Raw genomic sequence first — 14,474 nt, 5'->3', positions numbered from 1 at the left:
GCTACCGACCGCTGCCGCGACTTGCCGGCGGCGGCACGACATACAACAAGAACAAGGAGCAACCTGCGTGAATTCCGAAGCCAGTCCACGGCCGAACGACCGTGCCAAATCGCCGCGCTACCGGCAGGTGTCCATCGGCCATTCCGAGGTGGAGGTGAGCCAGGCAGACGGCATCCTGCGCATGCGTGCCATCGAACCCCTGGCGCCATTGCCCGGACGCCTTCTGGACCGCCTGGTGCACTGGTCCGAGGTGCGTGCGCAGCAGACGTTAATCGCTGCGCGCCAGGATGATGGTGCCTGGCGCGAGGTCAGTTACGCGGACATGTTGCAGCAGGTGCGGGCGGTCGCCTCCAGCCTGCTGGATTTCGGCCTGTCAGCGGAACGCCCGCTGGCGATTCTGTCCGGCAATGATATCGAGCACCTGCAGATCGCCCTCGGCGCCATGTACGCGGGTATTCCATACTGCCCGGTATCGCCGGCCTACGCCTTGCTGTCCCACGACTTCGTCAAGCTGCGGCATGTCTGCGAGGTATTGACCCCGGGGCTGGTGTTCGTCAGCGACACTCGGCCATTCCAGCGGGCCATCGATGCTGTGCTCGATATCTCGGTGTCGGTGATCAGCGTGCAAGGTGAGGTGCCGGGCCGTCGCCGTGTCGATTTCGCCAGCCTGCTGCAAGGCGGCGATCTGGCCAAAGCCGATGCGGCCTTCGCTGCCACCGGCCCGGACAGCATCGCCAAGTTCCTCTTCACCTCCGGCTCGACAAAATTACCCAAGGCGGTAACCACCACCCAGCGCATGCTCTGCGCCAATCAGCAGATGCTCCTGCAGACTTTCCCGGTGTTCGCCGAAGAGCCACCAGTGCTGGTGGACTGGCTGCCGTGGAATCATACCTTCGGTGGTAGCCACAACCTTGGCATCGCGCTCTACAACGGTGGCACCTTCTACCTGGATGCCGGCAAGCCGACGCCCCAGGGCTTCGCTGAGACGCTGCGCAACCTGGGGGAGATTTCGCCGACCGCCTACCTCACAGTGCCCAAGGGGTGGGAAGAACTGGTGAAGGCGCTGGAGCAGGACGGTGCGTTGTGCGAGCGTTTCTTCGCCAACATGAAGCTGTTTTTCTTTGCCGCGGCGGGGCTGTCGCAAAGCGTATGGGACCGCCTTGACCGGGTGGCCGAGCGGCATTGCGGTGAGCGTATCCGCATGATGGCGGGGCTGGGCATGACCGAGGCGTCGCCGTCTTGCACCTTTACCACCGGACCGCTGTCCATGGCCGGCTACATTGGTCTGCCGGCGCCGGGTTGCGAAGTAAAGTTGGTGCCGGTGGGCGACAAGCTGGAAGGGCGTTTCCGTGGTCCGCATATCATGCCCGGCTACTGGCGCGCGGCGCAGCAGACCGCTGAAGTGTTCGACGCAGAAGGTTTCTACTGCTCAGGCGACGCGCTGAAGCTCGCCGATCCATGCCAGAGCCAGCTCGGCCTGATGTTCGATGGCCGTATCGCCGAGGACTTCAAGCTGTCCTCCGGGGTTTTCGTCAGTGTCGGTCCGCTTCGCAACCGCGCGGTGCTTGAGGGCTCGCCCTACGTGCTGGATATCGTGGTTACCGCGCCGGACCGTGAATGCCTGGGCGTCCTGGTCTTCCCGCGGGTGCCTGAGTGTCGTCAACTGGCTGGGCTGAAGGAGGACGCCAGCGATTCGGATGTCTTGGCCAGCGCAGCCGTACGGACCTGGTTCGCCGGTTGGCTTGAGCGCTTGAACCGCGACGCCCAAGGTAACTCCAGTCGCATCGAATGGCTGCTGTTGGTGGACGAGCCGCCGTCGATCGACCACGGCGAAATCACCGACAAGGGTTCGATCAACCAGCGCACCGTATTGCAGCGCCGGGCAGCGTGGGTCGAGGCGCTGTATCGCGGCGAAGAGCCGCTGATGCTGCGCGCGCAGGCCCGGCCATGAGTCTTGGCGGGCTGTGCAGTCGCTTTGAGGATGCGGCGATCGTCGAGATGGTTCGCACGCCCTGGGTGGACCTGGGGGGGGGGGCGCTGGCTCAGGTGTCGCCCATCGACTTGGGCATCAAGGCAGGGCGTGAAGTGCTGGCCCGGGCCGGTGTCGATCCGCTGACGGTGGACAGTGTGTTGGCCGGGAGCATGGCGCAGGCCAGCTTCGATTCCTACATGCTGCCTCGCCACATCGGCCTGTACAGCGGCGTTCCCCAGGTCGTCCCGGCGCTGGCGGTGCAGCGCATCTGCGGTACCGGGCTGGAGCTGCTGCGCCAGGCCGCCGAGCAGTTGCGCAGCGGGGTGGAACAGGTGCTGTGTTGGCGCTGAATCCATGTCGCGCAACCCCATCGCGGCCTACGAGCATCGGAGCGGCTTTCGCCTCGGCGCGTCGGTGGGATTCAAGGACTTTCTCTGGGAGGCGCTGTTCGATCCGGCGGCCGGGGTGGACATGATCGGCACTGCGGAAAACCTCGCCCGCGAATACGGCCTGAGCCGCGAAGCCGCGGATGCATGGGCGTTGCGCAGTCATCAGCGTGCCCTCGCGGCCCAGTTGGCGGGATGGTTCGACGAGGAAATCGCCACCGTCCGCGACGAATCTTTTGAAGCCGAGGATTGCCTGTCGCGAGGCATCGGGCTGCCGCGAGGTGTCAGCCAAGTGGATCGCGACAGTCATCCACGGCCCACCGAAAGTGCCGCGCTGGCTCGCCTGCGAGCTGTGCATGCCGGCGGCGTGCAGACTGCCGGCAACAGTTGCGCGGTAGTGGATGGCGCGGCGGCGGCGCTGGTCTGTCGCTACTCGGCTTGTTCCCGGCCGCCCCTGGCGCGACTGCTGATGGCAACTGCGATTGGTGTGCCGCCGAAAACCATGGGTATCGGCCCAGCCCCGGCGATTCGCCTATTACTGGAACGCAGCGGACTGCGTCTTGAGCAGATCGACCGCTTCGAGATCAACGAGGCCCAAGCCGCTCAGGTGCTGGCGGTAATACAGGCGCTCGAACTTGACCCTCAAAGGCTGAACGTCAACGGAGGTTCCATCGCCCTTGGTCACCCGCTGGCGGCCACTGGGCTGCGTCTTGTGCAAACCCTCGCCCGGCAACTGCGCCGGGACAACCTGCGGTACGGCATCGCCGCTGCCTGTATTGGTGGTGGGCAGGGCATGGCGTTGATGATCGAAAACCCGGCTTTCAATACCTGAAACAGCTATCAAGAGGTATACATCATCAATTCACAGCTATGCGTGCCGCTCGTTCGCTATTGCCATTGCCATTGCTGTCTGTGAGCTGACGCGTTCCTGGCTGTCGTAATCCGAACCGAGGGTGGCGTGTCACCTTCAGATTCCAGGAAAACTGGTACTGCAGCGATCCAATCCCCGCTTGAGCGTGACATTGGGATGCTCGCCAAATAGCGCGTGATAGGACTGGGAGAACCTGCCTAAGTGCCAGAAGGACCATCGCATTGCCACTTCGGCAACGGTCAACTCGCAACGGCTTGCAGCAAGTAGGTCGAGCCTTGCCCCATTCAGGCGTCGATTCCGGAGCCAGACTGTCGGGGGCACACCGGCATATCGCAGGAAGGATTGCTGTAAATGCCTGACCGAAACGCCGGCCCGTTGTGCAAGTTCCAGAGAGCCCAGGTTTTCTTGAGGGCAGTCCCTGATAACCTCCTTTACCCTTTCAACCACTCGCCTGGCCTGGTGCTCTGAGCGCGAGCGCGACTCAACTTGGACAGTCTCTCCAAGAAGGGTGAAGCAGCTGTCTACCACATGCTGCGCGAATCCTGGACTCTCAAGTCTGGTGTTGCCATCTACCAGGTCAGCCAGGAAGCCGCTGAGCGAATCGGCGAAGGCAGCGCAATGCCTCGATTGCAGCGGTTGGAGTGCCAGTTCTTCGAAGCCAGTGGTTGAGTTGCCCCACACAGCATTGCGCTTCAAGACAACCGCGACTTCACGGTAGTGCTCAGGGGTGACCCATGCATTGTGAGTTTGACCATCCAGCAGGTACAAAACATTTTCGTTCATGTCGAAGCTGAAGACCATGGCATCGGCAGGCGAGAGGAACTCCTGCTCGACACGAAGGTTGATGCTCTCTTCATAAAGCTGAACCGTCCCAATCTCTGCATGCACAAGGCGCCCTCTGAGGCGACCGGCTGACATTTGTGTGTACTGCTCCTCCCACCCGGGCAGGACGACATGAGTCACCTCGGACTCCTGTGTGTTCCTCGCTGAAACCGTCATACCCACCCCTTGCGCCAAAATAGTTAATACATTTAACTAACAAGCTAACCTGAGCCGCTTTTGTGCGCAAGATGGATAGAGCGAATGCCCAGAAACATCCTAGATTTAGCCGTCGTCGACTGAGAGCCAACCGTTCGGCAAGTCTAGAAAAATAACAAAAGTAATTTTGTTAACCATAACAGTGCCAATCTGCCATCAACAACAATAACGGAGCGGAGCACATGAAGCTGAACGTACTGAGCGTTATTCCAGCCATCGCGCTGAGCCTTGCAGGGCCGGTGCAGGCCATCGAACTGAACCAGGATTTCAGAGTCGACCTTCTGGTCTCTGCGATGAGCGACTACAGGACTGGTGGCATATCGCAAACCCTGAACAAACCTGCCTTGCAGTTCGACGCGAGCCTTCATCACGCAAGCGGGCTGGTATTGGGCGTTTTCACTTCCAACGTCGATTTTGATAGCGATACACGCCGCGAATATGACTATTACGCGGGTATCGAGCATTCTTTCACCGACGATGTCAGCGCTTCATTGATCTATTACGAATACGATTATCCCAAGGAAAGCGAGTTTAACTACGGTGAGTGGATCGGTGCCGCAACGGCTTACAACGCCACTCTGGGTGTGAAGTACACCAATGATGTGAAGCCCTTTGGGAGTGACCGCGGTGTCATCTGGGGCGCCTACAGTTTCAATCTTCCCTATGAGACATCACTGGATGTCCGTTTTGGTTACTCGGACGCGAAAGATCCGGTTTACGTGAGTGCTGATGGGAGCGCCCGCAATGGGTATCGTGACTGGGAAGTGGCGGCCAGCAAGGAACTCCTTGGCGTGGGTTGGCGACTGGCTTATGTCGACACTGATCTTTCAAAGGCAGAGTGTGAGTCGTCTCAGGGCATCGATGACATCTGCTCCGCGACCGTTTTACTCTCCGTCTCAAAAATTTTCTAAATACTCAAGCGGTTGAAGGTGCAATTCATGCGTCTACGCACTCTTAATGTCACGGTGAGTCTGGCGGCTTTGAGCCTTTCGTTCGCCATTTATTCCGGTTCCGCGCTTGCTCAGGATGTACCTGGGCAAGACGTAAGCAATGTTCCCTCGCGTAGTTGGAGTCCCTTCTGGGCCAAGCGCGAAACGGGGTATATCAAAACAGCCGATGGCACGGAACTTCGTTATTCGGCATTGCTACCCGATACGAAAGGCAAATTCCCGGTTCTGGTTCGTTACAGCGGTTATGACTCGGGAAGTATCGGGGGAAGCGCGTACCTCGGTGATGATGAAACGTTCTCCGTCGATCTCGACAAGCAACTGGTCGCTTTGGGCTACGCCGTAGTCGGTGTACAGGCCCGGGGAACCGGGTGTTCTCAAGGGACCTTCGACTTCCTCAGTCCCGCCTACGGTACTGACGGGCGCGATGCCGTTGAATTTGTGGCAAAGCAGAGTTGGTCGGATGGCCGTGTAGGTATGTTCGGTTGGTCTTGGGCCGGGATGTCGCAGCTCATGACTGCGTCAGAGCGCCCGGCCAGCCTCAAGGCAATCGCTCCAGGCATGGCTCTGGGCGATGCACGAGGGGACAGCTGGGCTCCAGGTGGGGTGCCAGCGCCAGAGTTTGTCACCGCGTGGCACTGGTACCTGGATCAACGCTGGGCTGCGGTAAAGGCGAGCGCCACAAGTGAAGGCGACGCAAAGTGTCTTGCCCAGTTGGCCAGGAACGAAGCCGATATCGGCAAGCATGCTTTGACCTACCAGTTGATACGTCATCCATTGAGGGATGAGTGGATCAGCCAGCGAAACATTCGCGAGCGAACCCACCTGATCCAGGTACCCATTCTCTCTGTCGAAGCCTGGCAGGATGAGGCGGTAATGGCCCGTGAAGGCTACTACCACGAAACCGTGAAGCCTGAGCAGCTATGGACGATCCAGAGCAATGGACCGCATGATCTTTATGAGTCGAAGCAGTTTCGCGATAAGTTGGTCAGCTTTTTCGATCACTTCGTGAAGGGCAAGGACAACGGTTTCACAAAGGGACCGCACGTTGAAATCTGGCAGGAAACCACGAGCAGTCTGCGTGACACGCCTCACGATTTGAACGAAACCGCCAGGCCGGCCTGGGTGATCCAGCGAGATCAAATGCCTGTACCGGTTACTCCCGTACGCTTTGCTTTGAGTTCTGGCGGCACGCTGCTCGAGGGGGGCAAGTCCCAAGGTGAGCCGGATGAGTACAACTATCCGGTTGCGGGGCCTGACGTTAATACCTATGAGGTGGACAACGCGTGGGGCGAGTTGAAGCCGGGTTGGGAGGAGGGTAGCCTCGTTTACACCAGCCCCCCGCTTGGTCGCGACTTGATGACCTACGGGCCGGGTAGCGTAGACCTTTGGCTATCCACTCCTATAGGTCCAGATATGGACGTTCAAGTAACGCTTACGCAATTGCTACCTGACGGGCATGAAGTCTATGTGCAGCGAGGCTGGCTGCGCATGTCTGCGCGAAAGCTTGATGCCTCCAAGTCGACCGAAGTACGCCCCTGGCGGCTCGATACGCCGGATTCCATTGCGCCTATGCTGCCCGACACTCCCACCTTGGGGCGGGTTGAAATACCACCGTTCTCTCATCCGTTCCGCGCGGGCTCTCGCGTGCGGATATGGATCGATGCCCCTGGGCGTACCGGTGGGTACGGCTTCGACACCTTTTCACTGCCGGCGCGAAACAAGCTGCTCCATGACAAAGAACATCCTTCGAGCTTGGTGCTAGGTGAACTGAAGGGAGTAAAGATGCCAGCCGAACAGCCTCTCTGTGACAGCTTACTGAAGCAGCCGTGCCGTCCAGACCCGAAGGCGAAGCCTTCCAAATAATCGTCGTGATAGTGAGTCGCATGCTCTTGATCCGAGCGTGCCTCACTTGCCTTGAATAAAAAATTAATCTTGAGATGGACTAACATCTTGAAACGGGTCATGAAAACTCTAGGAACCTGTATTTGATGAAGGAGCTAACGGCGTAGGAATTCGATCTCTTTTCTTTCCAGTGATCTGACTCGCTTTGCCGGGGCGGTTCAGCGCACTTGATCAGGCGGCGAAAGGTCCAGAATTAAGCCTGCTTCGGATGACGGCTTTTGGCAAGCAGACGTTCATCGCCGCACCACTCAGGAAAATGCAGCTTCTACAAATGCCTCTAGCGCCTTGTCTTCCAGGATTTCGATAGAGAAGTGCCCGAAGCGCTTGGGCAACCAGATAATGCGTGTCCCAGACGGGGATTGCAGGTTCGCGCGGGCCAATGGCTTTCCGTTTTCGTCTTCTGGCTGAACACCGGCGACCATCAATTCGTCATAGGCCTTCTCGATGTCCGGCGTCGAATAGCAGTGGCGATAAATCATCCCTTCGCCCGAGGCGTCCAATAGCTCCCTCAGGTTCCTTGCCAACGGCTGTACCAACATGAAGCGCTCTTGACCGATCAGCGCAATCGCGTAGCGCACGTGCGGACCACCTCGTTCCCAGACGAGCGTTTTGGAGATCCTGGCGTTCAGTATCTGTGCGTAGTAAGCACAGGCTTCCTCCAGATTATTAACCAGTACATCTACGTGACTGAACTTCAGATCCATTGCAGCCCTCCTGTTGAACCGACGTCCATGTTAAGCCCGACACGACCAGAATTCGGACGAGTAATCTACTCAGATAGTTCGGGCATATCCAGCACCAAACCGCTTTCCGGCCCTTTGCAGATGTAACGCTATTTGGGCTTAAAATAGATACTTACGTCCCGATTCCACGGGCCCGGTCAATGCGCTCAGCTACCTGAAAAGCCGCTTCCAACTCCGAGCAGCCGTTTTCCTGCATCAGTGTCCAACGCTCGGCTTTTTCCTCGGGCTCCGTCATGGCCACGGCGAGATAAAGACTAGGCGGCACGGCTCGAAACAGCGTTTCGAGCTTTTTCGACAACACCACTCCTTCGGTGTATTTCCCCGGCTCCTTGCTGGCGGAGAGCAATAAGGCTTTTTGTGCCGGTGTGAGCTTCTTGAACCGTGCGATCTCTTCGATCTCTGCTGGTGGCATGTTCAAACAAATCCACCATTCGATCATGTTGAGCATGGTCTGCGCTGCAGTGGGAAAGTCGGCAAGGTTTTGCGTCGCCAGCCAGAACCAGGCACCGAGCTTGCGCCACATCTTCGTCCCCTTGACCACGAAGGGCGCCAGCAGCGGGTTTTTGGTGATGATATGGCCCTCGTCGGTGACCATGATGATCGGTCGGCCCAGGTACTGGTCGCGCTCGGCAAGGTTGTTCACGGTGTTCATCAGGCTGATGTAGCTGATGGACATCTGCGCCTCGTAGCCTTCGCGAGCGTAAGTGGCGAGATCGACAATGGTCACATCGCTCTCGGGCCAAGGCGTGCCCTCGCAATCGAACAGTTCACCCTCGAAACCTTGGCAAAACAGGTCGATGGACTCACCCATTTCCTGGGCACGCTCGCGACGCTTCTCCGGCAAGTGCGGGTCGGCGGCGACGCGCAGCAAGGCGTCGCGCACGTCGCGGGTCAGCACCTGACGGCCCGTGGTGACGCAGGTCTGCGCCGCATCGAGAATGCACTCGCGGATCAAGCTGCGATCGGCTCGACTCAGACGCGCCTCTTCCTTGGCCTCGCCACCGGTGATCATCAGCCGGGCGGTGATCTCCAATTCACCGAGAATGTCGCGCTGGTCTTCGCGACTGGTTACCACCTCATCGTCCAGCTCATCGATCGACAGACTCGCCACCTGATCCGGCTGCTCGACCAGGCGCCAAGCATCGGCGAACGGGGCGAGACTGACCGAGGCGCCGGGTTTCAATTGGACCTTGTTGACCGACAGGCCTTGTGTCGCGAAGTAGTCGCCCTGCAAGCCGAATGAGTTACCGGCCTCGACGATAAACAGGCGAGGGCGGTACACCGCCATGACCTGCATCAGCAGGGTGACCAGGGTCGCCGACTTACCGGCGCCGGTGGGGCCGAACAACAGCAGATGACCGTTCATGGCCCGATCCAGGCGTGACAGAGGGTCGAAGCTCAGTGGCGAACCGCCGCGGTTGAACAGTGTAATGCCCGGGTGACCTGTGCCGGTGCTACGGCCCCACACCGGAACCAGGTTCGCCAAGTGCTGGGCGAACATCAGGCGCGTGTACCAGTTGCGCGTGTCGCGGGCCGGGTTGTAAGTCATCGGCAACCAACGCAGGTAACTGTTGCAGGCGGCGACCTCATCGCCTTCGCGTACCGGTTGCAGCCCCGCACCCAGTAGAGCGTTGGCCAGGCTGACCGAGCGCTGGTGCAATTGCTGCTCATCGTGACCGCGCACGTAGAACGCCAGGGTGCCGCGATACAGCTTGTGCTGGCGACCGATGATCGCACGAGCCTCTTCAACATCTTGGCGGGTCTGGGTCGAGGCTAGGTTTTCACCGATGGCTTTGCGAGCAAGGCGGTTCAACTGATCCTCAAGTGCATCCTGCGGTTTGACCACCAAGGTCAGACTCATCACCGTGCCTTCAGGTAACTGGTCGAACAGGGCATTCACCGCGTCGCCCTTACGGGTTTCTCCGGTGAGTTGACCAATCGACGATGCCCGGCGCAGCTTGTCCACCACCATCACCCGGTGGGGCTGATCGTCAAAAAACCAGAGTCCGTGCTGCACATCCGAACGCGGCTCATTGAAGAACAGCCGCTCGGCGAAGTCATGATCGAAGGGCAGTTCCAGCGACTCACCGTCGCCCGACTCCGGATAGGCCACGCGGCGGTAGAACTCCTCGGGCGCTTCATCGGTGAGCCTGGGTGCCGGATTGAACCAGGGCAATAACCAGGCATACAGACCTCGGCCATCGACTCGCGTCGATTGCACCCCGCACGCCTGCAATAAATCCGCGATACGTTCGCAAGCCTGTTGCAGGGATTGCACTGGGGTGAGTCCCGTCTCCTCAGCGTCAGATCCGAGCCAGCGATAGACCACCAGGCGCACTCGGCGGTTGTTGCCGCGCCAGGGCAGGCGTGTGACTGCCTTGTCCTCAAACAGCCCACCCGGCTTGGCGATGGCCTTCAGATGACGGCGAGTGAGTTCCAGGTACGCTTCGGTGAAGACCGTCCCTCGCGCGCTGTCCTGGATATAGCCAGTGAGCCGATTCAGATAGGAGGTGAAGTCGTTGTCGTCCTGGCAGAAAAACTGCGCCACCCAAGGCGCTTGATCCAACTCATCAAAACTATCCTGCAGGGCATCCTCAAGGGCGTCGCGAGCTGCCATCAGCCAATCGGGTTCGCGCCCTTCGGTACCGATAGGCAGCAACTCGAACACCGCACCCACCGAGCGATTGTCATCCAGTAGAAAGCACTGCTCGATGTCGAGGTATTCGACCCAAGGCAGGTGATCGGTGAAGCTGGGGTTGTGCGCATAGAGTGCGGCTTCATCGGCCAAGGTGGCGCGAGGGCGTAGTGGGTTGCGCCAGGCTTTCCACGCAGAAGTGCGGTTGCCCGAATCGCCGGTACGCACTACAAGTCTTCCTGACGTTCACCCGGTAATGCGTACTGCTCCCGTTGGTAAAATGGAAAGACGGTTGAGTAACCCGGGACCGGTGCCTGCTCGGTACCGCTCAGGTGCGGATACACGTACAGAACTAGATCGGGATTGGGCAGGCGAGGGAACAGGTTGTGGATCTCGTTCGTCGCTGTGCGAGTGTACGGTTCTTGGAGAGACGCGGAAAAATCTGCCTGAGCCAGCGGGCGGCGTAACTGCTGTCGAGCATCCAGCAGTTGCTGCTGAGTGCCTTGCGAACCGGCGCCGTTCCAGATATCCAGCATGGTTTGCTCGCCATGGGGCAGCAGCGTGTCTTTGTCGGTGGAACACCCCGTCAGGACCCAGCAGAGCAAGCTAATCCAAGTCAGGCAGAGAAGCATGGTCTTTTTCATGGTGAACGCTCCGGCCCTTGGGCTCGTAGTCGATGGTGATCTCATGGTCGAGGTGCAGTGCGACCTGTGCTGCCGGAGGCACGTACACGGCGGCAAAGGCCTCGCCATACAGTTTGTTGACCCACTCGCGGATGTCGCTGACCCCACCGCTGAGAATTGAATTCAGCGCACTATTGCCACTGCTGCTGGTGACTCCGAGCGTACTGCCGCCCGAACTGGTCACGCTGCTGTTGTTCTGCTCATCCCCGAGTAAGGCGGCGACACCGGCGCCGGCGGCAGTGATCAAGCTCTGGCTGCCGAGGTACTGTTGAGCGTTTGAGCGGCGCTCACCGGCAATGCACGGGATGCCATACGGATCGGACAGGTAACCGAGTCCGCCACGAATCTTGTCGGTGTTCGAGCTCTGGGTGGTGGAGGCGTTGCGGCTGGCTACCGCCTTCGGCTGAGGCACCGTGCGGATGGTGCCATCGGTAAACACAAAGGTGATTGACTCCACTTGCCCGCGTACGCAAGAAAGGGTCCAGTCACCGGACGCCGTGCCGCTCATCACGGCCCCTGCGACGTCCGGCAGGTCGATGCCGTTGGCTGTCAGGTTCTCCGGACCAACCAGCACCTTGAAGGGGTAGGGATCATTCACGGTGCCGTCCACCGGGACTCGGCCGATCAGCGCGGTCATGGCGACCGATCCCATCAATGTCGCGTTTTCGGGAATGGTGTAGATCGGCTTCGCGCCTTCGGTACGATCAACGGATCGCGTCAGGTCATGCTTACCCTGGGTGACTGCACGCAGCTGTTTCTGGCTGCGATCAATAGCGTTATCGTTCAAGCCCTCCAGTGAGTTGAAGGCAGTAGGCAGACTCAGTGCGGAGGCGGTCTTGGTTTTGCCTCGGGCGTCGGTGGGCGGAGCATCCGAGGGTTCAATCCACTGCAGCGCATCGTTGGCAGAATGCCGTCCTTCGAACTGGGCCCCATCGCCCGGCTCAAGCCCCAATCCGATCGGCATGTCCTTGCTTTTGCCAGCCAGCCCCGACAACTGTTCCTGCAACTGCGTCAGCAGGCCGCGAGCCTGACGACTGTCTTGTTCCGCTTTGAGCCGGGCCTCGTTGGCTTGGCGGCGGCCTTCGTCGACCTGCTGGGTCACACTGCCAAGCGCGGTCTGGATACGCGAATCGACACTGTTTTCCCGCTCGCGTAGGCGGTTGTTTTCCGTCTGCAGTGAGTCATTGTGTTTCTTCAAACCGAGCATGTCGCTGCGCATGGCCTTCACCTGGCCGACCAGGGTGGCGACCGTGTCGCGTGGGGTATCGCCCGCAATGCCGAGCGACTTGGCTTGCTCGGCGGATAATTGAATATTGCCCTGATCAACTGGGTGCTCTGGAGAAGGTGTGCTGCCACCCGGGACCCAGGTTTTCAGGATGATCAGCACCACGCCCAGCAGCGCAGCCGGTACCAGCCATTTGAGCAAGGCGTTAGCTTTCATCGTCAGTACCTCGCGCAACGGAAGGGAGCAGCACGGCTTGCTCGAGGCCGGCACCGCGAGTGACGAGGTAGGCAATCGTGGTGTCTTCAGCACTGCCGACCGGTCCGAGGAACGCATGCTGGAAGGTCGCGGCGAACAGCTTCGCCTGCAGTCGACGAGGATCGAGTTGCACCGTGTCTGAACCACGATTACGCAACCTCACCGCCGTCACCCAATAGTCACCAAGTCGCCAGGCGGCGATGGGTGTGCTGGATACGTTTTCGGTCGGCAGCAAGGTTGGCAGTTCGCTGCGCAGCTTGAGCGGGACGCGGCGTACGCCGGGCAGGGATTCTACGGTGCGCAGCGGCGCGTACAGGCTTTGCGCGGCGTAGCGCGTCAAAGCGACCGGGATCGGCGTACGTTCTGGAACAGGGGCGGTGCTCGATTCAGCCTCGGTAGCTTGCACCTGGGCATTCTTGAGAATACGCACGGGCTCCAGAGGCTGATCGCCGGGCGTGGCCGCGATATCCAGGAGGATAATCTCTCCCGTCGAGACCGATTGCAGTTGCAGGCGGGTCGGAGCAATGGCTTCCGACGCTCGCAGGTACAGCGTGCCGCCGGTTGATTGCACGCGCAGCTTGCCCGTCAGGGTTGAGGGCACACCGACTCGAACAGCCTCATCGACAAAGACCACTCGCTCCTGATTGATAACCAGCGGGACCGCAAGGGGAAGGCGTTCCCAGTGCATCAGCTCGACGGCCTGCGCTGCAACTCCCCATACCATCAGTGCGATGGTGAGCCCCAGGGGAGACATCCGCTTCATGGCTCACCTCCAGGCAGGGAGATTTTTTGCGGCGTGCCCTGATAGCAGTCCAGTGCCAGCCCCCACTTATTGCGTTCGGGGTCCAGATCAAAACGCACCACGCGTAATGGATAACGCACCACCACCCGTTTCACCGGTTCGGCGGCGTAATACTCATCGGCGTTGAGGTCGAGGGTGACCAGCCAGCTGTCGCGATCGAGTTGCTTGACCCTGAGTTCCGGATCTTCGCTGTAGCCTCGGCCCAGAATTTCGTAGACCCCACGCACCCGCTGGCGCAGTTCGCCGGCGGCCTTGCGGTACTCATAATCACCGTCGAGGAAGGCCTTGCAGGCGGGTGTCAGGTAGGACTGCAAGCCATAGATGGCGCGACGATAATCCTGCTCGCCATCCGAGGGCCAGCGGTTGAGCTGGCCAAAGATGTACAGGGCAAAAGCATAGACATTTTCTGAGGGGATATCCCACCACTTGCGAGTGCTGCCCGAGCGCAAATCCGGGGGTACATGCACGGTCAGATCGGTCGGTGCCGAGCGCCAGCCGTACCAGAGTCCGGCACAGAGCAGGGCCAGGATCACCACCGCCAGGCGCAGGCTGAAGATGTGCGCTTGCTGGGCATCCACCTTGTTCCGAAATCGGCTCATGGCTGCCACCGGGACAGGGCAGGGCGCAGTCGACGTGAACGGCGAACCGTCCAGGCGCCGGAGCGGAGGATCAAGCTTCCGCGCGCCAGGCGCCAACGGCTGGCCAGTATCCATTCCACTTTGCGGTACAACCAGGTCTCGGGGCGGGCCCGTTTGGCGCGACGCAGTAGCGCGCCACCGGTGAATAACACCCCCGCCATGCCTACGATCATGCTAGTCGGCGCCACGGCAATGGAGGCGCTGGCGATCGCCAGAGGAACACCCAGCACCAGGCCTATGAATGCGCCTGCGCCGAGCGCCACCCACATCTCATCATTGGTCAAACCGCGCAACACGACGGGATCACGATTAAGTCGTTCCGGCAGAAAGACCAAGGTGCCGTCGGCAAGACGTTCGATAGTGTCGTTCATGTC

At 59.9% G+C, this 14,474-nt stretch carries 11 protein-coding genes and 1 pseudogene; 4 read left to right on the top strand and 8 right to left on the bottom strand.

Annotated features, from left to right (window positions below; all coding sequences use genetic code 11):
- The first annotated feature begins 67 nt into the window (after positions 1-67).
- Complete coding sequence (locus OPU96_RS00950; protein ID WP_267863872.1) at positions 68-1,951, top strand: feruloyl-CoA synthase; 1,884 nt, start codon at positions 68-70, stop codon at positions 1,949-1,951.
- Positions 1,948-3,190: pseudogene (locus OPU96_RS00945) on the top strand (thiolase family protein). The gene OPU96_RS00950 and the pseudogene OPU96_RS00945 overlap by 4 nt, the downstream one beginning before the upstream one ends.
- 135 nt (positions 3,191-3,325) lie before the next feature.
- On the opposite strand, the gene OPU96_RS00940 reads toward OPU96_RS00945, so the two are convergent.
- Entirely contained in the window at positions 3,326-4,192 is an 867-nt protein-coding gene (locus OPU96_RS00940; protein WP_267863873.1) for a helix-turn-helix domain-containing protein, read from the bottom strand.
- Positions 4,193-4,449: 257 nt separating this feature from the next.
- Here OPU96_RS00940 and OPU96_RS00935 point away from each other — a divergent pair, with 257 nt between their 5' ends.
- Complete coding sequence (locus OPU96_RS00935) at positions 4,450-5,178, top strand: TorF family putative porin (protein WP_267863874.1); 729 nt, start codon at positions 4,450-4,452, stop codon at positions 5,176-5,178.
- Between the two features lie 27 nt (positions 5,179-5,205).
- The gene (locus OPU96_RS00930) at positions 5,206-7,080 is read left to right on the top strand and encodes a CocE/NonD family hydrolase (RefSeq protein WP_267863875.1); all 1,875 of its coding nucleotides are present in this window, start codon (positions 5,206-5,208) and stop codon (positions 7,078-7,080) included.
- A 287-nt stretch (positions 7,081-7,367) separates the two neighbouring features.
- Here the strand turns inward: OPU96_RS00930 and OPU96_RS00925 are convergent, their stop codons facing one another.
- From OPU96_RS00925 to OPU96_RS00895, 7 genes are all read right to left on the bottom strand, one after another.
- Complete coding sequence (locus OPU96_RS00925; RefSeq protein WP_267863876.1) at positions 7,368-7,823, bottom strand: VOC family protein; 456 nt, start codon at positions 7,821-7,823, stop codon at positions 7,368-7,370.
- A 151-nt stretch (positions 7,824-7,974) separates the two neighbouring features.
- Complete coding sequence (locus OPU96_RS00920; protein ID WP_267863877.1) at positions 7,975-10,725, bottom strand: conjugative transfer ATPase; 2,751 nt, start codon at positions 10,723-10,725, stop codon at positions 7,975-7,977.
- Positions 10,725-11,141 (bottom strand): TIGR03751 family conjugal transfer lipoprotein, encoded by a 417-nt coding sequence (locus tag OPU96_RS00915; protein ID WP_267863878.1) that lies wholly within the window; start codon positions 11,139-11,141, stop codon positions 10,725-10,727. The genes OPU96_RS00920 and OPU96_RS00915 overlap by 1 nt, the downstream gene beginning before the upstream one ends.
- On the bottom strand, positions 11,104-12,621 hold the full coding sequence (locus OPU96_RS00910) for a TIGR03752 family integrating conjugative element protein (RefSeq protein WP_267863879.1): 1,518 nt from the start codon (positions 12,619-12,621) through the stop codon (positions 11,104-11,106). Before OPU96_RS00910 ends, OPU96_RS00915 begins: the two co-directional genes overlap by 38 nt.
- Positions 12,611-13,423 carry a TIGR03749 family integrating conjugative element protein gene (locus tag OPU96_RS00905; protein WP_267863880.1) on the bottom strand — a complete coding sequence of 271 codons (813 nt, stop codon included), beginning with the start codon at positions 13,421-13,423 and terminating at the stop codon, positions 12,611-12,613. The genes OPU96_RS00910 and OPU96_RS00905 overlap by 11 nt, the downstream gene beginning before the upstream one ends.
- Complete coding sequence (locus OPU96_RS00900; protein WP_267863881.1) at positions 13,420-14,061, bottom strand: PFL_4703 family integrating conjugative element protein; 642 nt, start codon at positions 14,059-14,061, stop codon at positions 13,420-13,422. The genes OPU96_RS00905 and OPU96_RS00900 overlap by 4 nt, the downstream gene beginning before the upstream one ends.
- On the bottom strand, positions 14,058-14,471 hold the full coding sequence (locus OPU96_RS00895) for a TIGR03750 family conjugal transfer protein (RefSeq protein WP_267863882.1): 414 nt from the start codon (positions 14,469-14,471) through the stop codon (positions 14,058-14,060). Before OPU96_RS00895 ends, OPU96_RS00900 begins: the two co-directional genes overlap by 4 nt.
- Between the last annotated feature and the right edge of the window lie 3 nt (positions 14,472-14,474).

Source organism: Pseudomonas sp. RP-B7, assembly GCF_059803535.1.
The sequence above is the reverse complement of the archived record's forward strand: the minus strand, read 5'-3'. Positions and strand labels throughout refer to the sequence as shown.